General features: G+C 57.1%; 21 protein-coding genes. 9 read left to right on the top strand and 12 right to left on the bottom strand.

Going from position 1 to position 22,896, the window contains the following annotated elements:
* Window positions 1-37 precede the first annotated feature (37 nt).
* A complete protein-coding gene (locus PD282_RS12700) occupies window positions 38-733 on the top strand; it encodes a hypothetical protein (RefSeq protein WP_274651045.1) in 696 nt (231 codons plus the stop codon).
* 392 nt (window positions 734-1,125) lie between these two features.
* On the opposite strand, the gene PD282_RS12695 is transcribed toward PD282_RS12700, so the two are convergent.
* Window positions 1,126-2,082, bottom strand: coding sequence for an NAD-dependent epimerase/dehydratase family protein (locus PD282_RS12695; protein ID WP_274651044.1), 957 nt, complete (start codon window positions 2,080-2,082; stop codon window positions 1,126-1,128).
* Between the two features lie 285 nt (window positions 2,083-2,367).
* Between PD282_RS12695 and PD282_RS12690 the strand changes: the two genes are divergently transcribed.
* Entirely contained in the window at window positions 2,368-3,159 is a 792-nt protein-coding gene (locus PD282_RS12690) for a phytanoyl-CoA dioxygenase family protein (protein ID WP_274651043.1), read from the top strand.
* Window positions 3,160-3,262: 103 nt separating this feature from the next.
* The gene (locus tag PD282_RS12685) at window positions 3,263-4,108 is read left to right on the top strand and encodes a helix-turn-helix transcriptional regulator (protein ID WP_274651042.1); all 846 of its coding nucleotides are present in this window, start codon (window positions 3,263-3,265) and stop codon (window positions 4,106-4,108) included.
* A 152-nt stretch (window positions 4,109-4,260) separates the two neighbouring features.
* On the opposite strand, the gene PD282_RS12680 is transcribed toward PD282_RS12685, so the two are convergent.
* The 4 genes from PD282_RS12680 to PD282_RS12665 form a co-directional block, all read right to left on the bottom strand.
* Complete coding sequence (locus tag PD282_RS12680) at window positions 4,261-5,595, bottom strand: ABC transporter substrate-binding protein (protein WP_274651041.1); 1,335 nt, start codon at window positions 5,593-5,595, stop codon at window positions 4,261-4,263.
* Between the two features lie 84 nt (window positions 5,596-5,679).
* Window positions 5,680-6,582: a carbohydrate ABC transporter permease gene (locus PD282_RS12675; RefSeq protein WP_274651040.1), complete on the bottom strand. Its 903-nt coding sequence runs from the start codon at window positions 6,580-6,582 to the stop codon at window positions 5,680-5,682.
* Entirely contained in the window at window positions 6,579-7,493 is a 915-nt protein-coding gene (locus PD282_RS12670; RefSeq protein ID WP_274651039.1) for a carbohydrate ABC transporter permease, read from the bottom strand. The genes PD282_RS12675 and PD282_RS12670 overlap by 4 nt, the downstream gene beginning before the upstream one ends.
* 71 nt (window positions 7,494-7,564) lie before the next feature.
* The gene (locus PD282_RS12665; RefSeq protein WP_274651038.1) at window positions 7,565-8,686 is read right to left on the bottom strand and encodes a mandelate racemase/muconate lactonizing enzyme family protein; all 1,122 of its coding nucleotides are present in this window, start codon (window positions 8,684-8,686) and stop codon (window positions 7,565-7,567) included.
* Between the two features lie 195 nt (window positions 8,687-8,881).
* Between PD282_RS12665 and PD282_RS12660 the strand changes: the two genes are divergently transcribed.
* The 3 genes from PD282_RS12660 (at window position 8,882) to PD282_RS12650 (ending at window position 11,190) form a co-directional block, all read left to right on the top strand.
* Window positions 8,882-9,613 (top strand): GntR family transcriptional regulator, encoded by a 732-nt coding sequence (locus PD282_RS12660; protein ID WP_274651037.1) that lies wholly within the window; start codon window positions 8,882-8,884, stop codon window positions 9,611-9,613.
* A 456-nt stretch (window positions 9,614-10,069) separates the two neighbouring features.
* Window positions 10,070-10,357 (top strand): hypothetical protein, encoded by a 288-nt coding sequence (locus tag PD282_RS12655; protein WP_274651036.1) that lies wholly within the window; start codon window positions 10,070-10,072, stop codon window positions 10,355-10,357.
* Between the two features lie 164 nt (window positions 10,358-10,521).
* The gene (locus PD282_RS12650) at window positions 10,522-11,190 is read left to right on the top strand and encodes an SIMPL domain-containing protein (RefSeq protein ID WP_274651035.1); all 669 of its coding nucleotides are present in this window, start codon (window positions 10,522-10,524) and stop codon (window positions 11,188-11,190) included.
* 98 nt (window positions 11,191-11,288) lie between these two features.
* Here the strand turns inward: PD282_RS12650 and PD282_RS12645 are convergent, their stop codons facing one another.
* The 4 genes from PD282_RS12645 to PD282_RS12630 all read right to left on the bottom strand — a co-directional run bounded on the left by PD282_RS12645 (window position 11,289) and on the right by PD282_RS12630 (window position 15,383).
* Complete coding sequence (locus tag PD282_RS12645) at window positions 11,289-12,041, bottom strand: SDR family NAD(P)-dependent oxidoreductase (protein WP_274651034.1); 753 nt, start codon at window positions 12,039-12,041, stop codon at window positions 11,289-11,291.
* A 58-nt stretch (window positions 12,042-12,099) separates the two neighbouring features.
* Window positions 12,100-13,197, bottom strand: coding sequence for an iron-containing alcohol dehydrogenase family protein (locus PD282_RS12640; protein WP_274651033.1), 1,098 nt, complete (start codon window positions 13,195-13,197; stop codon window positions 12,100-12,102).
* Window positions 13,198-13,293: 96 nt separating this feature from the next.
* Window positions 13,294-14,157, bottom strand: a complete 864-nt coding sequence (gene sigJ / locus PD282_RS12635; RefSeq protein ID WP_274651032.1) for an RNA polymerase sigma factor SigJ — start codon at window positions 14,155-14,157, stop codon at window positions 13,294-13,296.
* Window positions 14,158-14,198: 41 nt separating this feature from the next.
* Window positions 14,199-15,383 carry an NAD(P)/FAD-dependent oxidoreductase gene (locus tag PD282_RS12630; protein ID WP_274651031.1) on the bottom strand — a complete coding sequence of 395 codons (1,185 nt, stop codon included), beginning with the start codon at window positions 15,381-15,383 and terminating at the stop codon, window positions 14,199-14,201.
* A gap of 193 nt (window positions 15,384-15,576) precedes the next feature.
* Here PD282_RS12630 and PD282_RS12625 point away from each other — a divergent pair, with 193 nt between their 5' ends.
* Window positions 15,577-16,791: a cytochrome P450 family protein gene (locus tag PD282_RS12625; protein ID WP_274651030.1), complete on the top strand. Its 1,215-nt coding sequence runs from the start codon at window positions 15,577-15,579 to the stop codon at window positions 16,789-16,791.
* 237 nt (window positions 16,792-17,028) lie between these two features.
* On the opposite strand, the gene PD282_RS12620 is transcribed toward PD282_RS12625, so the two are convergent.
* On the bottom strand, window positions 17,029-18,291 hold the full coding sequence (locus PD282_RS12620; RefSeq protein WP_274651029.1) for an MFS transporter: 1,263 nt from the start codon (window positions 18,289-18,291) through the stop codon (window positions 17,029-17,031).
* 237 nt (window positions 18,292-18,528) lie between these two features.
* Between PD282_RS12620 and PD282_RS12615 the strand changes: the two genes are divergently transcribed.
* A complete protein-coding gene (locus PD282_RS12615) occupies window positions 18,529-19,791 on the top strand; it encodes an esterase-like activity of phytase family protein (protein ID WP_274651028.1) in 1,263 nt (420 codons plus the stop codon).
* Between the two features lie 200 nt (window positions 19,792-19,991).
* On the opposite strand, the gene PD282_RS12610 is transcribed toward PD282_RS12615, so the two are convergent.
* Window positions 19,992-20,957 (bottom strand): formylglycine-generating enzyme family protein, encoded by a 966-nt coding sequence (locus PD282_RS12610; protein ID WP_274651027.1) that lies wholly within the window; start codon window positions 20,955-20,957, stop codon window positions 19,992-19,994.
* A 236-nt stretch (window positions 20,958-21,193) separates the two neighbouring features.
* Here PD282_RS12610 and PD282_RS12605 point away from each other — a divergent pair, with 236 nt between their 5' ends.
* Window positions 21,194-21,577: a winged helix-turn-helix transcriptional regulator gene (locus PD282_RS12605; RefSeq protein ID WP_274651026.1), complete on the top strand. Its 384-nt coding sequence runs from the start codon at window positions 21,194-21,196 to the stop codon at window positions 21,575-21,577.
* A 47-nt stretch (window positions 21,578-21,624) separates the two neighbouring features.
* On the opposite strand, the gene PD282_RS12600 is transcribed toward PD282_RS12605, so the two are convergent.
* A complete protein-coding gene (locus tag PD282_RS12600) occupies window positions 21,625-22,626 on the bottom strand; it encodes a phosphotransferase enzyme family protein (protein ID WP_274651025.1) in 1,002 nt (333 codons plus the stop codon).
* Window positions 22,627-22,896 lie beyond the last annotated feature (270 nt).

Here is a 22,896-nt window from a genome sequence, read left to right as displayed (position 1 = left end):
ATGTATTCCCAATCAAGTCATAGAAAGGCGGAGCTAAATGAAACGTACAAGCACCATTGCGGCGTTTATGGCCGCAGCCCTGCTCATGGGCTCTGGTATCGTCACCGGTCAGTCGGTCTTTGCCGCGGCGGCGCAGCACCAGACGAATACCTGGAGCGGCGGAAGCGTTCGGGCAGGCGGAATGAGCATGGCGAACGATGAGCTGGCCAAGCTTCTCGGCATGACAACGGCGGAGCTGCAGAAGGAACTCGCTTCGGGCAAATCCCTTGCCGCAATCGCCAAAGCCAAAGGCATTTCCGCGCAAAAGGTGACCGATCTGCTGGTGAAGGACCGGAAAGCCCGGCTGGAAGATCTGCTCAAGAGCAAAAAGATTACACAGGCTCAATTCAACAAGATGAGCCAGCAGCTGACCAACATGGCCGAAAAATCCGTTAACGGAACAATGACCGGTCATGCGGGCGGCCGCGCTTTTGCCGCTACGGACGAGCTTGCCAAGCTGCTGGGCACGACGAAAACGGAGCTGCAAAAGGAGCTTTCCGCGGGCAAGACGCTTGCCGCAATCGCCAAAGCGAAAGGCGTTGCCGTCCAGAAGGTGGTCGACACGCTCGTAAAATCGAAATTGACGGCGCTGGATACGCAGCTGAAAAACAAAAAAATTACGCAGACCCAATACAACACGATGAAAGCCCGGCTGAGCGCAGCCGCAGCAGCATTCGTAAACGGCAAGAAGTAAGCCACAGCCGGGCCATTCATTCCGCAGACGCCTGCCGAATCGAGGCTGCCGGTTGTCGCTGCGGAAGCCAAGCCCGATATCCGCCGAAGCGAACATATTGAACGGCAGGACGTTTGCCGTTTGAAATGCGCCCGTATAAACAAGAAGACCGCCGGCGTCCGGCCGGCGGCCGAACGCGGCGATCTCCCGTGCCGTCCGAAGACGGCGCACCCGCGGCGCTAATTTGTTGCTTTGATCCGCATCCCGCGCCTCTGCCGAAACCGGTTCTTTAGATTGCAGCAGATCGGGTAAAGGACGCGTTCAACATATGAGTACTAATGTTGACGCACCTCCTTTCCTGATAAGCAAACTGTACCACAGCTCCGGGCAAAGTGCCAGTCCTTTTATTCTTATTAGCCGATCTCTACCTGACCCTGATCGATGAGCCAATCGAGCGATTCCCTGACCGCTTCCAGCGAAGAATAACGCGGTTCGTAGCCGAACAGCCGCCGCGCCTTGCCGATGCTGCAGTTCGGGCTGTGCGCGATATGATCCCAAACGCTTCGCGCCTCCTGCTCGGACAGCTTGTCCTTCAGCGATTCGAACGGCTCGAAGCGCATATTAGCCTCCCGGCCGAACCAGGACGCGACGGCTTCCGCATATCCTCGCAGCGTCAAAGCCGCCGGGGAGACGACGTGAAAGCTTTCGCCGACCGCAGCGCTCCAGCATTGCGATGCCTTGACGAAAGCCTGCGCGACATCTTCGGCGTGAACGTGATGGATCGTCTCCAGGCCGAAGTTCGGGATGTCGACCTCCTCCCCCTTCGCCAGCCGGGAGAACACCTGCGGATTGAAATGACCGGCAGGATTCAGCGGCGCCCACCCCGGACCGACGATATGACCCGGATGCAGGACGGTCGCCGGGAAGCCTTTCCTTCTGGCGCGGTCCAGCAGGAAGCCTTCGATTTCCGCTTTCAAAATGCCGTACTCGCCGAACGGCCTCCGCGGCGCTTCCTCGGTAGTCGGCACCGATACGCTCGGTCCGTGCACCCAGATGGTGCCGCAGGAAATATAATGCTGGACCTCCCCATGCAGCGCCTCAACCATCAGAGCTGCGCTCTCCGGCTTGAAGCAGATCATGTCGATGACGACGTCCGGCTGAAGGGCGGCGATTTTTCGCCCGAACGTGCCGTCCGCTTCTTCCGCCGTCCGATCGGCGGAAACATGCCGCACGTCCGTCCAGGCCGCGTCCGGACGATACGGCTCCCTCGCTCCCCTGCTGACGTTGATCACCTCGTGACCGAGCCGCACCAATTGCGGAATCATATACGTCCCGACATGCCCGCTGCCGCCTATAATTACATACCGCATATAAAACTCCTTTGCCTTGTAGTGTGGGAAACCCATTAATAAAACACCAACATACTTATCCTATATATTAAGCGGAAACGCTACAAATTGAAAAGGGAAAAATAAAGGCCCCCCGGCTTCGACCTGCGGGAACGGCTCATATGCTGGGCGGCAGCCGCATCCGCTTTTCAATTCGCGCAGAACCGCAACTTTTGGTGTTTATTGAGCAAGAATGCGCTTTCTATACAAGAATAACAACCATTATAATAAATGGTAGAAGCGCAATAATTGGAGGAGGAATGCGGTATGGCGCTGCACGGACTGACAATCGAACAGAAGCTTATCTGGGAACGCGACGGTTACCTGGTTCTGGAGCAGTTTCTTGATGCCGGCGAGGTGAGCTATTATAACGAGAGGCTGGACAACGCCTTCAAGGCATGGGAAACCAAAGGCGGCACGAATCCGGCCTCCGGCCAGCTGCAAAACGTTCAGCAGGTATGCGGTGTGATCGAATACGACGACGCCCTGCTGGAATTGATGGAAAACAGGCGGATGATGTCGATTTTGCGCGATATCCTCGGCGATTCCTTCGTTATGATCGACAATGACGGCCTGATCAAACCCCCGCAGAAGGAAGCGCATACGAATTGGCACCGGGATACGGGCACTCTGCTCTATGTAAACGAGAAAAAAGTCCCTTTTATGGCAAAAGTGTTCTACTTCCTCTCCGACGTCCATTACGACGGCGGCTGTCTCGCCTTCCTGCCCGGAAGCGCGAATATGATGAACGAGCAGCTGCCGAAGGTGGAGAAGCAGGAGGATATGCCCGGGCATGTGCGCATGAATGTAAAAGCCGGAACCGCGGTTGTCTTCAACGGGTATACGTATCATTCCGCGCTCAATAATTACACGGAAAATACCCGCCGTTCGCTCATTTATAATTATGCTCCTTCGTTCCTTCGAACATGGCCCGGCTACGAGCCGTCCGAGGCGCTGAAGTCGAAAGCGAGCACCCGCCTTCGCCAAATGCTGCTCGGCATGCTGCCCTGGACGGAAAATCCGAAAGCGTTCGAAGAGTCCGAAGCCGTTAAATCATAACGGTCGCAAACATCATATAAGGGAACATCCTGCCGGACTCGGTCCTGCAGGATGTTCCCATTTGGCGGCAATTGTCGATCAACGAACAAAAGGATGCGATACGATGCATGAGGAATGGCTGAACACGCCGAGCCCGTTCGCCAAGGCGGCCCTTTATTATCCGCTCATCGGCGGCTTCGATCCCTGTCACAGCCGCTTTTACTTCGAACGGGATCATTATCCCGCCTATGAAATCCTGCTCATCACGAAGGGCAAAGGGGCTTTCCGCCACGGGGATGCTTGGATGAGCTTCGGTCCCGGCGACTGCCTGCTGCACAATATGCGCTACCCGCATGCTTACCGGGCGGACCCGGAGGATCCGTGCCAGATGCTGTATCTGGTCTTCGACGGCATCGAGCTGGAGCAGCTGTGGCTTCGTTTGTTCGGCGCGCCCGTCAAGCTTTTTGCCGCATTCGATGCCGGGCCGGAAAACGGCTCCTCCCCGATCGTCCGCACGCTTCGGGCGGTGCTGAGCGGCATGCGGACGCCCATTCCCCAGCAGGAATGGGAGCAATCTACGCTCCTGTACCGGCTGCTGATGGAGTGCGCCTGTTCGGCGGGCGGCGGCGGGGTTCTGCTTCCGGTTCCGGCCGCTATCGAACGCGCCGTGCGCCACATCGACGAGCATTACGTGACGGTCGGCGGCATTGCGGAATGCGCGGATAAGGCCGGGCTCAGCGTTTACCATTTTATCCGCCAGTTCCGCAAGCACTGCGGCTGTACGCCGAAGGAATATATTCTGCAGAAGCGGATTAATCATGCGAAACGACTTCTGATGCTGACGGACGCCTCCGTCGGGGAAGTGGCCGAGCAGGCCGGCTTCGAGAGCTACAACGCGTTCCTGCAGGCGTTTCGCAATGCCGAGCGCTGCTCACCGACGGCGTTTCGAAAAAACTGGAAACGGAGCTAGCATGGACGGCTGGACTTGCGGATTTCCCGGATCATCCGGAGCTGCGCATGCGGATGCGCAGCCTCGTTACCGCGCCGGTCGGCCGCTCCTTCCGCTACCGGATGGCGGCCGCTCCGGCCATTCGCCGTTTACAAGGCAGCACTTCGAGCGTGTTACGGTTTTGCCAAAATTTCGTTCACCTGCTGCTCCATCTGCTTCAAGCCCTCTTCCACGGATATCTTGTTGGCGAAAATTTGGTCGTCGATCGGGGAAATGACCTTATCCTGCGCCTCTCGCCAGTTCAGCTGGTAGATATCCCCGATTACAGCGTCTTTTTTCCAGGCGAAGCGAGCTTCCTCGTAGCCTTTCGGCGCCCACTCCGGAAGCTTCGCTTTCTCGAGGGCGGACTTGCTGACCGGAATCCAGGACTGCTGCTTCGCGAGCGTCTCCTGATTATCGGTCATCGTCCATTTGATGAACTGCCACGCTTCTTCCGGGTGCTTCGTCTTGGACGTCATCGCATAACCGCCCATCCAATACGGCACGACGCGCTTACCGTCCCATTTGGGCATCGGCGCCATATCCCAGTGCAGGTTTTTCGTATCCTTCAGCGTGCCCAGATCCCAGTCGCCGCCGACATACATGGCGATTTTTCCGGTCATGAAGTCGCCGCCGAGGGCGTTTGCCTGAGCCGCGTCGGGCGCTACGTGCTCCTTGTAAATCAAGTCCTGTAAAAATTGAAGCGCGTTTCTCGTCTGCGGCGTATCGAAGGTCAGCTTCTGCGGGTCGTGAATGTTGTCCGTCAGCGAACCGCCCTGCTCCTGGCTCAGCGCCATCCATCCCCACCACGCGCCGAGCGACATCGTCGTGCCGAACTGAACGGTTTTGTCTCCCTGCTTCACCGTCAGCTTCCTGGCCGCATTCAGGAAATCGTCCCAGTTCCAATCCGCGGTCGGATACGCGACATGCGCCTTGTCGAACAGGTCTTTGTTGTAATACAGCACCAGCGTCTGATAGTTTTCCGGCGCGACGTACATATTTTGGCCGTCGAATTTGAACGGTTCGAACAGCTTCCCGTCGTAGTCCGACATATCGAGGTCGCGGTCGAAATACGGCTGCAAATTGGCCATCAGCCCTTTTTTGTAATAGGCATAGGCCGGCACGTCCCAGTAAAACAGGTCCACAGGCGTGCCCGACGCCAGCGACAGCTCGATTTTTTTGAACGTTTCGTCCCACGGCAGCAGCGTCATGTTGACTTGAATGTCCGGATGCGAATCGTTGAACCGCTTGACCTTATCCTTTTCTTCGGCGTCAAGCGCCGGACCGTTCGACCAGCGGATGAAATTGAGCGAGACCTTCTCCTTCTTGCCGCCTTCCGAAGCTGGTTCGTTCCCGCTTGCGCCCGGCCCGGCCGGGCTCGTTCCTTTCGAACCGCCGGAGCAGCCGTACATCGTCAGCGTCAGCATGGCGGCAAGCAAACCGAGCGCCCATCTTTTTTGTCGTCCCATCGTCTAACCTCTCCCTTTGTTCATATTCCTTGAAGAACCGTTTCCGGATGGCTGGGGCTGAGCCGGCATTTTCCACACGTCGGATTACCCTTTCACACCGGTAAAAACCATGCCCTTGACGAATACCCGCTGACACAGAAAATAGAGCACGACGCACGGCGCGATCGCGTACAGCGTGGCGGCCATAAGCAGATGCAGATCGGGCGCCGCACGGGCCGAGCCCTGAAAATACGAGAGCGCGAGCGCGATCGTGCGCTTGTTCTCGTCGGTCAAATAAATGAGCGGTCCCATAAAATCGTTCCACGTCCCCATGAACGTAAATACGCCGACCGTGACGAGCACCGGCCTGCTCAGCGGTACGATGATTTTCAGCCATATCCCGTACGTGCTGCAGCCGTCGATTCGAGCCGAGTCTTCGAGCTCAAACGGAATGCCCATGTAAAACTGCCGCATCATGAAAATGAAGAACGCATTTCCGAACCAGGCCGGCACGATCAGAGGCATAAACGTATTGGTCCACCCCAGCTTGTTAAACAGCAAATATGTCGGCACCATGGTCACCGCAGCCGGCAGCATCATCGTGGACAGCAGCACCAGGAACACGAGATTGCGTCCGGGCGCGTTCAGCCGCGAGAATCCGTATGCGGAGAACGAGCAGGACAGCAGCGTACCAAGCAGGACGAACGACGTGATCGTAACGGTATTCCACGTGTACAGCCCGAAGGGAAAGACCGTGAAGGCGTCCTTGTAGTTGTGCCACTCCACGGGAGAAGGAATCCAATGCGGCGGGAACGTATAAACATCCTGCTTCCGTTTGAGCGAGGTGGAAACCATCCAGGTGAACGGAACGAGAATCATGAGCGAGCCCAGCGTCAGCAGCAAATAGGTCAGTCCGTCCCGCAGCCGCTCCGCCCGCCGCCTGGAAACCGTAGCGCTTTTCCGTTCCGTTCGAACCGCGGACGCGAAGACCGGATTCGTCTTGTTCATTTGGACGACCTCCTGCTTCCTTCATAGAAAACCCACATCGGAGACGATTTGAAAATAATAAGCGTGAACAGCAAAATGAGGAGAAACAGAACCCACGCAATCGCCGACGCGTAACCCATCTGCAAGTAATCGAACGCATTGCGGTACAAATAGAGCACGCTGAACAGGGTGGCGTTGTTCGGCCCGCCCGCGGTCATGATGAAGCCTTCGGTGAACACCTGGAGCGCGCCGATGATCCCCGTGATCAGGTTAAAAAAGATAACGGGTGACAGCATCGGAATTGTGATGTGCAGGAACCGGCGGAATGCGCCGGCGCCGTCGATTTCGCCCGCCTCGTACAAATCTGTCGGTATGCCCTGAAGCCCGGCCAGATAGACCAGCATGCTGCCGCCAACGCCCCACAGGCTCATGATAATAATCGGGGGCAGCGCCCAGTGCTCGTCGATAAACCACTTCGGCCCGTGAATGCCGATCAAGCCGAGCGCCCAGTTCATCAAACCGAAATCCGGATTGAAAATCCATTTCCACAGCAGCGCAACCGCGACGCCGGACATGACGGCCGGCAGATAAAATATCGTGCGGAACAGGAAAATGCCCTTTATGCTGCGGTTCAGCAGCAACGCCAGCAGCAAGGATACGACCAGCCCGAGCGGTACGCTCGCAGCGGAGTAGATGAGCGTGACCTTGAACGACTGCCAGGTCAGCGGATCTTTGATGAGCGCCTTGTAATTGTCCAAACCGATCCAGGCCGGCGCGCCCAGAATATCGTATTTCGTAAAGCTGAAATAGGCGGATGCCGCCATCGGCCCGAGCATGAAGATGACGAGGCCGATAATGGCCGGACTCATGAAGATGTAGCAGTCGAGCGCCTCCCGGCGCGATCTGGTCAACCATTTGCGCTTGAGGTTCATGCTGTCAATCGCCTCCTGAATTTAACCGCTTTCACGCTTGAGAACGGAGGGGAGGGCCCGGGTTCCCCTCCTCATTTCACGAGGTATTTCTTCACGACGCTTTCGTCAAGCTCGATTCCCAGACCCGGACCGTCCGGAAGCCGAATATATCCGTCCTTGAAGGAAAGCGGATTGGCCACGACATGCCTGGCAAGCGGCGACTCCGAACGCGTGTATTCGATCAAATCGCCTTGGGGCATGGTAGTCGCATAATGCGCGCTCGCCGCCACCAAGATGCCGGTCTTGAAAGCGTGCGGAACGACTTTGCGGTTCCGGTCGTAAGCCATACAGGCGATTTTCCGCCCTTCGGTGAGGCCGCCGCATCGTCCCAAATCGGGCTGCACGATATCGATTCCGCCTTCACGCAGCAGCCTGTCGAACGCCCTCCTTCCGCTCTCCTGCTCCCCGGCCGCTATGTACAAGCCGGACGCTTCGGACAGCTGCCTGTAACCTGACAGATCGTCCGGGGGAAGCGGCTCCTCCACCCAATACACGCCGTAGCGCTCGAACTCGCCGGCCATCCGGATCGCATGCTTGACGTCCCACACATGGCCTACGTCGATCATCAGATCGTGTTTTTCCCCGATAACCGACCGGAGCGTCCGGACAAGCTCGATATCGAACGACTTCGATACTCTTCCGATCGGTCCCCAGCCGAATTTGATCGCCTTGTAGCCGAGGCCGATGTACGTTTCGGCCAGCTTGGCTGCCTCCGCGATCGTGTCCGGCATAAGCAGGCTGGCGTAAGCCTTGATCTCCTTCCGGTACATACCGCCGAGCATCTGTGCCGCCGGCCGTCCGGCCGCTTTGCCGATGATGTCCCACAAGGCGATATCGATGCCGCTCATCGCATGCAGCACGGGACCCGTCCGGCCGTAATAAAGCGCGCCCATATACATTTTGTCCCAGAGCCGCTCAACTTCGAAGGGGTCTTCGCCGACGAGCAGATCCTTCAGTCCGGCGGCAATGGCATGCGACGGCGGGGCGTCGATGACGGAGCGGGCGACGACGGGAACGGAGTCGATTTCGCCGATGCCGTCGATCCCCTCGTCGGTCCGGACCCGGACGATCAGCGTATCCTGCGTGCCGTCGCAGCGCGATGCGTCGATTTCCGGCAGCTTGAGGTAAAGAGCTTCAACGTCGGTAATTTTCATTCAAGTTGCCACCTGCCTGCTTCATAAATGGGATAAGTTAGTGCGATATAACGCTCGGATGCGCTTTCACCCAAGAGTATAATTCCCGACATTATGATTGTCAACAATCTTAATGGTGACTGTTATTTTGACAACATCAGGAACTTCGCCTATGATTAATAGATAATGAGAGAGCCCTAGATTGCGATCCCTATCATGATCAGAAAGGTTTTGATGATGGAAACGTTCAGCTTTAAAGAACAAAAGCCCACCTCGCTGCGGCACCGGGTCACGGAAGAAATCCGCAACGCGATTTTGCGCGGACAGCTGAAGCCGGGTGACCGGCTGCGGGAAATTACGATTTCGAAGGAAATGGGCGTCAGCCGCGGCCCCATCCGCGAGGCGATCCGAACGCTGGAGCAGGAAGGTCTTCTCCTGTCCTCTCCGTACAAGGAAACGGTCGTGGCCGAGTTTTCCAAGGAAGAAGTGATTGAAGTACTGATTCCGATCCGGCTGACGATCGAGCTGTTCGCGATCCGCTCGGGTCTGTCCCGCATGAACGAGGAAAATTTCGCCGCAATGAGCCGGTTTGTGGAAGCGATGAAAGCCGCGGCGGAGCAGAAGGATCTGGTCCGCCTCGTCGACAGCGACATTTCGTTTCACGAATACTTAATCCAGACATCGCACGCCGTCAACGTGATGAACATCTGGTCGAGCATCGTCAACCGGATCCGGCTCCATTTTTTCGTCCAGGGCCCGATGTACAGCGACCCGAAGCAAATTTACGAGGAGCACGAGGTGCTCCTTGAGGCGATGAAAGCAAAGGACGTCGAGCGGACGTGCCGCTTAATGAAGGCGCATATTTACGACGAGAACGTCACCATTTTACAAAACGGCGATCTAGGCGTGACGGAATCAAGCTCCGCGCCCGAGGACCAGCCGGAATAATGGCGGACGCCCGTCCGCACTTACCCGCAATCAGCAAGGCCTTCCCGATCGGAAGGCCTATTGCTGCATCGGCAGCCGTTGACTTGGACGCCTCCTCCCCGTTATTCGCTGACGCAACCGATAACTTGGACGATGCGGCCCCTCCCTGTTATGCGCCGACACACACGATAACTTCGACGACGCGGCCCGTGCGCATTATGCGCAGCCGCAGCCGATGACTTGGACGACGCGGCCCGTCCCCGTTATGCACCGACGCAGAACCGCTAAGCAGCTGTGCGCGCTGCCCGCAGCCATTCTTTTCCCCCGCTGCACAAAGCCGGGACGTTCCCTCAAACGGCAATCCGCCGCCATGCTGATTTTTTGAAACTTCCATGTTTACCCTATTACAACCTGTCGGCAGCCGCCATATGATAGAGTACAAACAAAAATGATCCTCCTATAAGGGGGTGAATCAGGATGACCTTAATGCTTACAGGCTGGATGCTTTATTCGCTCTGGATTGTGCTTGGTTTAATGGCGCTCGATTTTCTGGTTGGCCTTTTCCGTTCGCTCCGCGTCGGCGATTTCTCCCCTGCGTTGATCGTGGGGTACCTGCAGGACATTGTCTACTACGTCTTCCCGCTGCTCTTGCTCGCCAGCATCTCCACGCTCGATACGACCGGATGGATCGTATTGACCGGCTATTACATCGGCGCGCTCGGCGTTGCACTCAAGTACGTACTCGGTCTGAAAGGCAAACTGTAATCGAATGGAATTGCCCCGGTGAACGGACCGGGGCAATTGTTTTTTCGGCGCGAAATTGGACAAGCCATCGGTTTGCCGGACCGGCCCTTCCGTGCCGCAAGCATGATCAGCCGGTGTACGCATACATTTAGCCTATATACCCATCGCGAGAAAGGAGTCTGGCGATGAATTATTATCCGTATTTCAGAACGGGGCCCTCATCCGCCTTCAAAAGCGCTTCCACGATCGAGGTGTTCGGCGAGGGTACGGTCGGAGCGGCCCCCGACCAGGCTGTCATTGTGCTCGGAGCCGAATCGGAAGGCCCGGAGCTGCAGCCGCTTCAAGCGGCCAACGCGGAAATCATGACGAATATTATCAATGCGCTTCTCCGGTTGAACATCCCCCGGGAGAACATACAGACGTCCGATTACCGAATCGAGACCCGGTACGATTTCGAGGACGGCCGGCAAATCTTCCGCGGCTACAGCGTCACGCATCTGCTCCAAATCAGACTGGACGAAATCGGGCAGACGGGTACCGTTGTCGATACGGCCGTTTCCGAAGGAGCTAACCGGGTCGAAAGCATCCGCTTCACGATCCGGCAGCCGGAGGTTTACGTCAATCAAGCGCTCGCGCTCGCCCTGCGCAATGCGCGGCAAAAAGCCGCCACGATTGCCGCCGCTCTCGGCGTCCCGCTGCCCGCCGTTCCCAGTCTTGTGGAGGAGCTTCCCCGAGCCGGCGAGCCGATCCCCTTCGCCGCCGTCTCCGCATTCGCCAAAAGCGCGCCGACGCCGATCGAACCCGGCGAGCTGGACGTGCGGGCCGCCGTCCGGGTGACGTACCGGATTTGCTAAAAGCGCACGACAAAAAGGCTGCCGCGGCAGCCTTTTCCGTGCAAAACGAAGACAGTCGGGTTCTTCCGGTGAAGCGTCGGCTATTTCCCCGGGCGCTTCTATTCCATGCTCGCGCCGCCGTTGACCGGCGTGTAGGTACCGGTCACGAACTTGGCATCGTCGCTTGCCAGGAATGCGACGACGCCGGCGATGTCGTCAGGCTGTCCGACCCGGCCGAGCGGCGCATGGCTTCCGGCCGCCTTCTTCATTTCATCCGGTATAAACGCCGTCGCATCCGTATCGACGAGTCCGGGTGCTACGACGTTCGCGGTAATCCCATGCGGGCCGAATTCCTGTGCTATGTAGAGCGAGAACGTATCCAATCCGCCTTTGGCCGTGCCGTGGGCGATCATGTTCGGGCCCGGATGCTTGCCCAGCCCGCTGGAAATATACACGATCCTGCCATACTTGTGCTCGATCATGGACGGGATGACGGCTTTCGTCATCATAAACGCGGATTTCAGCTCGTCGTTCAGCTTTTGCGAAAATTCTTCCCAGCTCATCGCCTCAAACGGCTTCATGGCGAAGGACATATTCGCGTTATTGACCAGAATGTCGATTCGGCCGCCGAACGTTTCCTTGGCAAAACGAACGAGCTCCGCAATCTGCTGCTCGTCGCGGACGTCCGCCCGAAATGCCGCCGCCCTGCCGCCGGCGGCCCGAATCTCCTCCGCTACCGCTTCGGCCGCTTCCCGCTGGCTGACATAATTGATCACGACCGCGGCGCCGCGAAGCGCCAGCAGCCTGGCGGTGGCGCTGCCGATTCCTCTTGCCCCGCCCGTTACGATTGCGACTTTGTTCGCCATATTCATGTGTGAACCTCTCCTTTTCCAGGAAAATGTTAGGTATGAACGAATTGCCGTCTCGGTATCAGGATACCATTAGACCGCTTTCAACCTTTTTGATGGCCTCCACTACCATGTCCGCCGTAACCGGAAACGGCATGTTCCCCATCGTCCCATCGGGCGAAAGCGAAAGGCGGGCAATCTCGGCCAGTTCGTCCTCCGATAAACGCCGGTCTATCCCCAGCTCGCTTAGCGCTGTCGGCAGCCCGATCCTTTTATAGAAGCCGCAGATGTCCTCGATATCCGTCTGCGAGCGGTTTTCCAGCACCAGCTGGACAAGAATCCCGTAGGCTACCTTCTCCCCGTGGTACGCATGGTGCGATTCCGGGATGGCCGTCAATCCGTTATGCACCGCGTGGGCGGCCGCCGAACGGCAGTTGTCTTCGCCCAAGCCTCCTACCATCCCGCTGAACAAAATATTCGCGTCGATGACGCGCTGCAGCGAATCGCTGGAAATGCCGCGCCGCGCATCCTCCATCGCCTGCTCGCTGTCCCGAAGCAGCGTGTCGTAGCAAAGCTTGGCCGCCATCAGCCCGCCTGTCGTCGGCAAATTGTGCGGTTTTCCCTCGGCCGCCATCGGCGCCTCGATCCACTTGGCCAGCGTATCGGCGATGCCCGCCCCCAAATAACGGACGGGCGCCCCGGCAATGACCTCCGTATCAACGAGACAAAGCGTCGTTCCGCGGACGAATACGGGAAAGTCGCGGTAAACGCCGTCCTCGGTATACATCACGGCCAGGTTGGCGACGGCGGCGCAGGTCGCGGCCAGCGTCGGCACGGCCACATATGGTTTGCCGAGGCGGTTAGCCAGCATTTTGGCCGTGTCCAGCACCTTGCCGCCGCCAACCCCGCAGATCAGCTCCGTCTCCGGCTCTACCAGCTCCTGCATGCGGGCAACTTCTTCGTACGAGCATTCGCCGCGGTACCGGTTCACCGTGTACGCAATGCCCGACCGCTCCAGGCTGGAAGCGAGCCTTTCCCCGCAGCTGGCCCAGGACCGGCTCCCCGTTACGATAAACACGGACTTTCCGTAGTGGCCCATCCATTCGCCGGCCCGGTTCAAAATACCGGGCTCGTGAATATAAGCGCCCGGCGATCCCAGAACAAAATGAACTCCATTCATGCATTTCCCTCTTTTCGCTCGGCTTCGGTTCTGAATTGCCTCCCTGCTTCCGTTAAGGAATTCTAGGCGGCGATTCAAAATCCTTCCGCCAAACGATCATTGCTGGAATCGAAGCAGTTTGTCGGGATTTCGGACGACGTACAGGCGGGTCAACTCTCCGGCGGCGATTTGCGGAAGCGCGACGGCGATCACTTCGCCGGCAGAACGGACGACGATGCCGGTTTGACCGTTGATTTCTGAAAAATCGATGTCGGTCCCGCCCGGATAATTGCCTGCCAGCCGACTCAAGCCGAGCAGGAAACGAAGCGCGCGGCTTCGGGTTTCGACCGGCACCGCCGCGGCAATTGCCTTGCCTCCTCCGTCCGATACGATGACGGCGTCCTCGGCCAGCAGGGACAAGATCGTCTCCGCCCTGCCTTCCAGCAAAGCCGCCATAAACCGCCGGACCCATTCCTCGCTCGCCGGTTCGGCATCGATCGGCTCGTCCTCGGAGATGCCCATTTTCCCCCGGGCACGGCTCATTAATTTGCGGCAGTTCGCCTCGCGTTTGCCGGTTAATCCGGCAATGTCGGGGTAATCGAAGCCGAGCGCTTCGCGCAGGACGAAGACGGCCCGTTCCGCCGGCGTGAGCCGATCCATCAGGACGAGCATGGCATACGACAGCAGATCGCTGCGGACGACCGCCTCGAACTCGTCCGGCTCCGCCGTCGAAACCGGCTCGGGCAGCCATGGACCGAAATACCGCTCCCGCCGCCTGCGCGCCGACCGGAGCAGGTCGAGACAGCGGTTCGTCACCATTTTGCATAAATAAGCCTTCGGATGCTCAAGCTTCTGCGGATCCAGATCCGCCGCCTTGACGAACACATCCTGCACGGCATCCTCGGCATCGGCGGCCGAACCCGTCAGCTGGTAGGCCAGCGTGTACAATAACATTCGGTATCGTTCGTATAGCTCTTTCATGCCAGTCCTCTCCCGCGAAGCAGCGTCCCGCGACGATCGATTTATTGTAACAGGCTTGCATGATTCCATACCCATTTTTTGAGGTTCCAAGCAAGCTTTCCTGTCATGATCATATCAAGTCCCCATTTGCGGGTCCATACGAGTCCGCGGTTCGGCCCGAGGCCAATACAGAAGAAATCCATCACTGCCTTGTGGGAAGGAGCGGGAAGTCCCTGCAAATCCGCGGTTACGATTTTCCCCAATCGGATCGCCTGCATGGAGCCTTCCTTGCAGGTCATGCCATCCGGCCTGCCGCTGACGGGGTCGACGATTCCGGCGCAGTCGCCGATGCTGTAAACGCCGGCCATTCCGTGCACGCGGTAGCAGGCATCCACCAGCACACGGCCTTCGGGCGTCAGCGGCAAGCCGATCGAACGAAGCGCCGGATTCGGCTCCAGGCCAAGCGCCCATATACTGAGGCCGACGGGAAGCGGCTCGCCGGATTCGAACCATAACCGCCCGTCCGACTCCTGCAGCGCTTTGCGCCGGTGCAGCACGGTTACGCCTGAATCCGTCAGAAGACGCTCCAGCTTGCGACCCACTTTGGCCGGTCCCTCTTGAAAAAGCCGGTCGTGCGCGTTGATCAGATAAACTTTGACGGCCCGCGGATCCAATCCCAGCGCCGCCGCTTCCTCCCGCATCGCATGCGCCAGCTCGGCGGACGTTTCGACGCCGCTGATGCCCGCGCCTGCGACTGCGGCGCTCATCAGGCGCAGGCGCTCCGCGCCCCCCGGTTCACCGGCAGCCCTGCGCATATTCGAGCGCCACCGCTCCCTGATCGCTGCCGCCGATTCCAGGCCGGTCAAAGCGATTCCGCCCTGAACGGGGGCCGGCTGCCGAACGGTGCTGCCGATTGCCGCGATCAGCAAATCGTAAGGCATGCTCGTCTCGTTCCCATTGGCATCCCGGACCAAAAGCCGCTTTTTCCCGCCGTCCACTTTCGTAGCGGTCCCTTGAATGACCTGAACATCGTCCGGGAACAGCTTTGCAAGCGGGATTGTAATATCCTCCTCTCCAACGGCCGGCCTGAACAGCAGTACCTTCCGGACATGATAAGGCTGCTTGTCGATCAAAATCAGCCGAAGCCTCCGCGAACCTTGAAGCTCCTTCGAAACGTTCAGCAGCGCCTTGGCCGCCTGAAGCCCGGCATGTCCTCCTCCGATGATGACACAGGTCAATTCCTCCATGAAACATCGCTCCTTTTCCCCGATTACACTTATAACGGGGGGCGGGCACGATCTGTGACACACGGTCGAATTTTTACCAACGGATTATTCTGCTATCCTTCGCGGGTTCGCTTACCGGATAATGACCTTCAATTTGAATCTTCCACTTTGGAGGTATAAAATACCAAGTATACGAGAGATGGGAGAGGTGCCTGTGACGACATTCGATACCGGTCTGGATTTATCTTCGCCGGATTTCAAACGAAACGCTTATGCCATTTACAACCGGCTGCGGCGGGAAGATCCGGTTTTCGAAACGATTCTGCCCGATGGAAGAAAAGCCTGGATGTGCACCCGCTACGACGATGTATTGGCCGCCTTGAAAGATAACGAGCGGTTCACGAAAAATTTGCAGTCGCTCAGCCCCGAGGAATATGATTCCGTGCTGCCGCGCAAGGAAATGGAGCTCCTCAGCAATCATATGCTTTCCGCCGATCCGCCGGATCACACCCGCCTGCGGGCAATCGTCTCCAGAGCGTTTACGCCGCAGCTTGTCGACCATATGGAGCCCGACATCCGGCGAATCGCCGATGGGTTGATCGACCGGATCGCTGAGAAGGGGAGCATGGAAGCCATCGCGGACTTCGCCTTCCCGCTGCCGATCCTCGTCATCGGTCAAATGCTCGGCATCCCTGAAGAGGACCATATGCTGCTTAAAAAATGGTCGAGCGATTTCATCGCCGCGGCCAACGACCGCAATAAGATGAAGGAAGCGGCACCTTCCTTCCAGGCTTTCGGCCAATATATTCAGGCGATGATTGCCGAACGAAGAAAGTCCCCCCGTTCGGACTTGACCAGCCTGCTGATCGACGCGCACGACAGCGGCGATCGCCTGTCGGCCGCGGAGCTGTCCTCAACGATATGGCTGCTGATTCTCGCCGGACACGAGACGACGGTCAACCTAATCGGCAACGGCATTTTCGCGCTGCTGGAAAACCCGGATCAAATGCGCCTTTGGCAAAACGACCCTTCGCTGACGATTACGGCCGTCGAGGAACTGCTCCGGTATTACAGCCCGGTCGAAATTGCAACTGCCCGCTGGGCCGGCCGCGACTTCGATTGGTATGGAAAAAACGTAAACCGAGGAGACGTCATATTCGTCAACCTGGCATCGGCCAATCGCGATCCCGAGCATTTCGGGCATCCGGACCGGCTCGATCTATCGAGAAAGAAAAATAAGCACGTAGCGTTCGGCAGCGGTATCCATTTCTGCCTCGGCGCCCCGCTCGCCCGCCTGGAAGCCCAAATTGCGCTTTCGGCGCTGCTTCAAAGACTGCCAAATATCCGGCTGGAGGGAACATTCGACGAGATCAGATGGCGCCCCGGAATTCTGATGCGAGGCCTGGAACGGCTTCCGGTCGCTTTTTAACCTCGGTAACCGGGCCTATCACAGCCTGCAAAACCGGAAGTTCGATTTCAACCAAGCATAGGCGGCGCGATACGGCTTAAACAGCCGATTGCGCCGCCTATGCTTTTGGACTCATCTCTCCGCCTGCGATTCAGCTATTCGGCGACGTACCGTGCTGAATCGCGTTAAAGTCGCCGGAGGCAACGCCACGGTTTCCTTTTCTCAGCTAAAAAAAAGCCCGCCCTGCGGCGGGGACTTTCATAAAGCTGACGGAGCGGATGGAGCGGTCTGTATGTTTTCCGGAGCTTTCTGATTTATAATCGGCAGCATCGTGAACGCGCCCACTAAAAATAACAGGCCGGATCCGGTATAAATGGACACGAGCGAGAACGAGTCCTTTAACGGGCCCGCAAACGACATGGAGATGACCATCATGCCGACGAACATCGGATTCAGGACGCCGTTCACCCGGCCGACGATCGAAGCGTGCGACCACTTCAGAATCATGGTGCTGATGCCGATTTGAATGCAGGGGAACACAAGACCGTTAATAAACTGCACCGTCAGTGTAAGCGGAACGCTGGTTGAATAGCCGACGATGACCGTGCACGCGGCGCCTACCAGCATCCCTATGATGAGCAGCAGCTGAGGGGCAACCCGCTTGGAAAATACGGCGACGACACCTCCGCCGACCAGCATGGCGGCTCCGCTCACCATAAGCAGGTACTGCAGAAAATCCTGATCCCGGCCGAGCCGTTCCGTCACGATGAAAATATTAAGCGCCTGGGCGACGCCTACGGCGAGACCCGCGAGAATGAAGGCGGCTCCGAGCATCCGCAGCACCTTCGTCTGCCAAACGTAACGGAAGCCTTCGGCGAATTCCTTGCGGAATTGGCCCTTGCCGCCCGCCGTCTGCGGCTGCGTCATATCCTCGGGCAGACGAACCAATACGGCCGCCGACAACATGAAAACGACGCCCATAATGGCGATCGACGTTTCCAGCCCGAACTTGCTGTACACGAAGGTTCCCAGCATCGGCCCAAGTACCATAAAGACGGCCATTAGCGATTGAAACAGGGCCATTCCCTGCTGCTGCTGTTCTTCCGGAATGTGATACTTGAACAGCCGCATGCCCGACGGCTGCGAGAACTGTGAAAGAATCGCCGAGATGAAGGCCACGAGATAGACGGCATGCCAGGTTCCGAAATGAATCGTCAGCAGCACCGCAAACACCGAAACGGCGGATAGCGCGTCGCACGTAATCATCGTGCGTTTCGGGCGCCAGCGGTCGGCAAAGGTGCCACCGATGAACGAAAAAATGAAAATCGGCGCGAATTCCGCAACGCTGATCAGCGAAATCGCATACGGATCGTTGTTCGTTTGTTTCGCCACATACAGAAGAATGGCGAAATTACGTACCCAGATTCCGATTTGCAGCAGCATGTTGGATAGCAGGATCGTTTGCAGAAAACGATTTCCCCAAAGACTCGGGGCTTTCGCGGTAACCGTGTTGGTTTCCATATGTGTTCAACCTCCCCTATTTCGTACCACATCTGTTAATTATACCTTTCTCATCCCCTTTTTCCTCCTCCCGGGGACCGAGCAATTTTATATTTTTTCATTTTCGCCCGAAATGGTCAAGACGTATGGCAGGCATTAAATTCTTGTAAATCATTCCTGCTCTATTGTCCGGGAGAAACGCGCTTTTTATAATGTAAGTGTTGGTAGATTCGCCTGTTTTATACTTTCTGGGAGAAGGTGATTGTCATTCCGTTCGGAAAAATGATTACGGTCTGCGCCGCTGCCGGATTGCTGTTTGCCGCTTCAGCCGCCGCCGATTCAGCCGACAAACCGGCCGCCGCCGGACCGGTTCAACCGGTTCAAGGTCAAGGTCACTTCGGCAAGACTGCCAAGCCCATTCGCGTCCACCGGTTTGTCCGTCATGACGATGTGGGGCAGCTTGCGTTCATCGGTGAACAGCGAATTTCAAACGATACGCAGTACAAAGGAACGCTGGTCGGCGGTCTCTCCGGCATCGATTACAATCCCCGAACGCACCGGTGGATCATGATCAGCGACGACCGTTCGGACCATAACCCCGCCCGTTTTTATACCGCGAAGCTGAAATACGATACGAAGAGCTTCTACTCGCTGAAGCTTACCGGAGTGACGGAATTAAAGCAGCCGGACGGCACCGTATACCCGAACAGCAGCCAGTACGGCACGACGCATCAAGGCGTTGTACCCGATCTGGAGTCGATCCGTTTCGATCCGTCCGGCAAATCGGTCTGGTACACGAGCGAAGGCGACCGCAGCCTCGGATTTAATCCTTTTATTGATCAAGCATCCATGAAAGGGAAATATTTGTCCTCCTACTCCATTCCGGATGCGGTTAGAATGGATTCGGCCGCCGGCGGTTCAAAAGGATTCCGCAGCAATCTCGCACTGGAGGGCAGCAGCTTCACTCCGGACGGGCAATTTTATTTTACGTCCATGGAAGCGTCGCTCTATCAGGACGGAGAGATTTCGACCGTGGATAATGGATCGTATTCGCGCATAACGAAGTATGACCGCGACGGGAACATCGTTGCGCAGTTTGCCTATCCGGTCGATCCCATTCCCGCGAAGCCCGGCCCGGGCAAAAGCGCCGACAACGGCGTGTCCGACATGCTTGCCATTAACGACCATCAATTCCTGATGCTCGAGCGTTCGGGCGTGCAGGCCGCAGACGGCAGTTATACCAATTACATCCGGATTTATGAAGCCGATCTCGATTCGGCGACCGATGTCAAAGACATGGACGCCTTGAAAACGGGATCGTTCAAGCCGGCCGCCAAAAGGCTGGTTCTGATCCTGAATTCGCTCCATTTGCCAAAGCTGGACAACATCGAAGGCATCTCCTGGGGGGCGAAGCTGAAAAACGGGCACGACAGCCTCGTGGTGATATCGGACAACAATTTTAATGATTCGCAGGTCACGCAGCTTCTGGCGTTTGACGTGCTGCCGGCAGCGAAAGGATAAAAACGGGCCGGAATCGGTTAGCCTAAGTTTAGTGAACAGGCTGTCTGCACGTTTTTATCATCCATGCTTTCTCCTTGAAGAGATGCATCTGACGGGCAGCCTGTTTGGCGAAATCCTTTACCCCGAATCCCTGACAGTAAGCAGTTTCGGGGCTGCTGTTCGGGCAGCCTACCTTGGACGAGTGCGGCGACCGGCGGACATCAGACATCCGCGGCGCAGCGGAATCCTATATTACCCGTGGAACTGTCGGGAGTATTGGAGCTTCTTGCCGCTACCCGGTAACGGTTGCAGTACGATTTATGGCAAAGGTAAGAGCCGCCGCGCGTAACTTTGGCCTGTCCGGCCGGCGGTCCCGACGGGTTCACCTTCGGTCCGGCAAAATGATAGTCTGGACTGAACCAGTCCGTACACCACTCCCACACATTGCCGGAGACGTTATACAGGCCGAACCCGTTAGGCTCGAAAGCGTCAACCGGACACGTGCCCGCATATCCGTCACTCGCGCTGTCGCGGACGGGAAATTTCCCCTGCCAGATGTTGCAGCGGTGTCTGCCGTCCGGCTTGAGCAGGTCTCCCCAAGGGTAACGCTTCTGAACGAGTCCGCCGCGCGCGGCGTACTCCCACTCGGCTTCGGTAGGCAGCCTTTTGCCCGCCCACCGGCAGTAAGCCTGTGCGTCATTCCAGGATACATGAACCACGGGATGATTCATCCGGTCCTCAAGATGGGAATCGGGTCCTTCCGGCCGCTTCCAGTAGGCGCCTTCAACGGCAAGCCACCATGGAGTGCGAGGGACCGCCTGCTTGACAGACGCACGCACCTGATCCGATGCCAGCAAATGAAATACAAACGACCAGCCGAAACGTTCGGCCTCCGTCACATAGCCGGTCGCCTCCACGAATTTGGAGAACGCTTCGTTCGTAACGGCGCAGCGATCGATGCGAAACGGTTTGATCGTTACGTTTCGTACAGGCCCTTCGCCATCAGCGGGAAAGCTCTCCAGATCATCCGTCCCCATCAAAAATGGTCCGCCTTCAAGCTCAACCATTCCTTCGATTGCCGGCACATGCAGCCCGGCTGTACTCGTTAATTGCACGTCCCCGGTATGCTGCCCCGATTGAACCGGTCTGCTCGCGGAGCAGCACGGGCACGTCGTATTCTTTTCCATTTCGAATCATCCTTTGTTCTGAAATCATGCAGGCACCCTCGCCTGAACGGCAGCAGCACTTCGCACCCCTTACGCTTATTCGTATTTTTATTATAATCGAATCTTACAAATCGTGATATGAAGATCGGACTTGACGCGCTTCGGTTGTGAATACCCCGCGGTTATATTATAATTTTCAATACGTACATTCGTGTTGAGCAGTAGAAACGGATATACTTTTAAGGAGTTGAGCAGGATTGCGCGATCGCAAGAGCGGGTACGGTGCCTGTCCGAACGATGAAGGCTGCCCGGTCGAATTTACACTGGACGTGATTGGCGGGAAATGGAAAGGCGTGCTCTTATACCATTTGATTGAAGGGCCGATCCGGTTTAACGAATTTCGCCGCATTTGTCCGACAATTACCCAAAGGATGCTGACGCTGCAGCTAAGAGAACTGGAAGAGGACGGCGTCGTCCACCGCGAAGTGTACCACCAGGTTCCGCCCAAGGTCGAATATTCGCTGACGGAATTCGGCAAGACGCTCGTGCCGATAATTTTAAAAATGAAAGAATGGGGCGACACCTACAAAAAAACGACGGCATTCTCGGCCAAAATGGAAGCACGGCCTGAGGAAGCCTGACCCCGTATTTCGAACGATTGCCGGCGGCATGCCATATGCCGCCTTTTTTATACCGATTCCAGCTGAGCCGGCAGATCGGCCCAGTGATCCTCGAGCCAATGCATTTCTTCGATGAAGCGGCCGAGCAGTCTGCGAAGCCCGCTCTCCTTGCGGACCTCCGTCCGAAGCCACCAGATCGATTCGATCAGGTAAATCATAGACATCGCCCGGGCTAATGTGCCGCGCGGCGCATATGCGTGCTCCCTGTATCCTTCCATGAACGCCCGAACCGCCTCCAATCGCAGTTCGCCGTCCCGCAGAGTCCCGGAAAGAACGGCACGAGCCAGATCGATTTCCGGATAGGCCACCTCCATCCGGTCGAAGTCGACGATACCGGCCAATCGGCGCTCGTTAAACAATATATTATCCACCCATAAGTCCCAGTGCAGCCATCCGGTCCTGCACGATTCAAAGCACCGGAAATCCATCGGCTCGACGATGGAATGCGACCGTTCGAGCCATTCCAAAACGGTCGGATCGCCGGCAGCCTTCGCCTGTTCCCGATTGATTCTCCACTGCCTTAAATAAGCTTCCTTATCCGGCTTCCAGCCAGGCGAATCGCTTAGAGGGACGGATTGGAGCCACCGATGCATGCGTCCGGCTCCCAAACCAAGCTCGAACATTTGTGCCGCGCTCATATGCCCGGCTTCCACGGCGCGTCCGTTCACCCACTCCATTACCGTATACATGCATCCCGACGGCGTTTGCTGAAGATGCCGTCCCTCGAACGACAATACCCGGGGGCACGGTATACCGGAGGCGTTCATTTCTTGCTGAAACCGGAGCGTCCTCTCGATCTTATTCCTTCTGTCCGGATGCAAATGAAGCTTGTATCGCTCCGGGTGATAATATTTTACGAACATAAGACCTTGATCGGTGGGCATTTTCCATTTCACGTTAAGAAAGCCTTTGTCGATGGCGGTCGCGGCATCGCAAACCGTTATTCCGAACCGGTCCTTCAGGTGACCGGCGATTTCCCCAGCCAGCCGCTCGTTCTCTTCCTTATGCATGCGGAACGTTCCTTTCCGTCATTGTTCGTTCATGCGTAGGTCCGACCCGTACCGGCCATGTCGGGATTCGGTCTCCGCAAAATCCGCCCTACGCATAGGCGGGTATCGGAAATCAATATTTTCCGGACGGCTTCAGCCGTATTGAGGTTCCCTTTAGCCCGACTTTTATTCCAATTTAACCGAACATCCGTTCGTTGTAAAGACTAAATTTTCTCACATACAAAAAGAGCATCGCCCGAAACCGGGAGATGCCCTTACATTTCCCCTGCC

The organism is Paenibacillus humicola (genome assembly GCF_028826105.1).
Taxonomy (GTDB): Bacteria; Bacillota; Bacilli; order Paenibacillales; family Paenibacillaceae; genus Paenibacillus_Z; species Paenibacillus_Z humicola.
This window is presented reverse-complemented; position numbering and strand designations above follow the sequence as displayed.

Excerpts from the sequence above, each read along its gene's own strand:
- PD282_RS12600 (WP_274651025.1), bottom strand. The coding sequence starts at position 22,626 with ATGCATAAGGAAGAGAACGAGCGGCTGGCTGGGGAAATCGCCGGTCAC.
- PD282_RS12670 (WP_274651039.1), bottom strand. The coding sequence starts at position 7,493 with ATGAACCTCAAGCGCAAATGGTTGACCAGATCGCGCCGGGAGGCGCTC.
- PD282_RS12685 (WP_274651042.1), top strand. The coding sequence starts at position 3,263 with ATGCATGAGGAATGGCTGAACACGCCGAGCCCGTTCGCCAAGGCGGCC.
- PD282_RS12630 (WP_274651031.1), bottom strand. The coding sequence starts at position 15,383 with ATGGAGGAATTGACCTGTGTCATCATCGGAGGAGGACATGCCGGGCTT.
- PD282_RS12675 (WP_274651040.1), bottom strand. The coding sequence starts at position 6,582 with ATGAACAAGACGAATCCGGTCTTCGCGTCCGCGGTTCGAACGGAACGG.
- PD282_RS12680 (WP_274651041.1), bottom strand. The coding sequence starts at position 5,595 with ATGGGACGACAAAAAAGATGGGCGCTCGGTTTGCTTGCCGCCATGCTG.
- PD282_RS12665 (WP_274651038.1), bottom strand. The coding sequence starts at position 8,686 with ATGAAAATTACCGACGTTGAAGCTCTTTACCTCAAGCTGCCGGAAATC.
- PD282_RS12695 (WP_274651044.1), bottom strand. The coding sequence starts at position 2,082 with ATGCGGTATGTAATTATAGGCGGCAGCGGGCATGTCGGGACGTATATG.
- PD282_RS12655 (WP_274651036.1), top strand. The coding sequence starts at position 10,070 with ATGACCTTAATGCTTACAGGCTGGATGCTTTATTCGCTCTGGATTGTG.
- PD282_RS12620 (WP_274651029.1), bottom strand. The coding sequence starts at position 18,291 with ATGGAAACCAACACGGTTACCGCGAAAGCCCCGAGTCTTTGGGGAAAT.
- sigJ (WP_274651032.1), bottom strand. The coding sequence starts at position 14,157 with ATGAAAGAGCTATACGAACGATACCGAATGTTATTGTACACGCTGGCC.
- PD282_RS12700 (WP_274651045.1), top strand. The coding sequence starts at position 38 with ATGAAACGTACAAGCACCATTGCGGCGTTTATGGCCGCAGCCCTGCTC.
- PD282_RS12610 (WP_274651027.1), bottom strand. The coding sequence starts at position 20,957 with ATGGAAAAGAATACGACGTGCCCGTGCTGCTCCGCGAGCAGACCGGTT.
- PD282_RS12660 (WP_274651037.1), top strand. The coding sequence starts at position 8,882 with ATGATCAGAAAGGTTTTGATGATGGAAACGTTCAGCTTTAAAGAACAA.
- PD282_RS12645 (WP_274651034.1), bottom strand. The coding sequence starts at position 12,041 with ATGAATATGGCGAACAAAGTCGCAATCGTAACGGGCGGGGCAAGAGGA.
- PD282_RS12650 (WP_274651035.1), top strand. The coding sequence starts at position 10,522 with ATGAATTATTATCCGTATTTCAGAACGGGGCCCTCATCCGCCTTCAAA.
- PD282_RS12640 (WP_274651033.1), bottom strand. The coding sequence starts at position 13,197 with ATGAATGGAGTTCATTTTGTTCTGGGATCGCCGGGCGCTTATATTCAC.
- PD282_RS12690 (WP_274651043.1), top strand. The coding sequence starts at position 2,368 with ATGGCGCTGCACGGACTGACAATCGAACAGAAGCTTATCTGGGAACGC.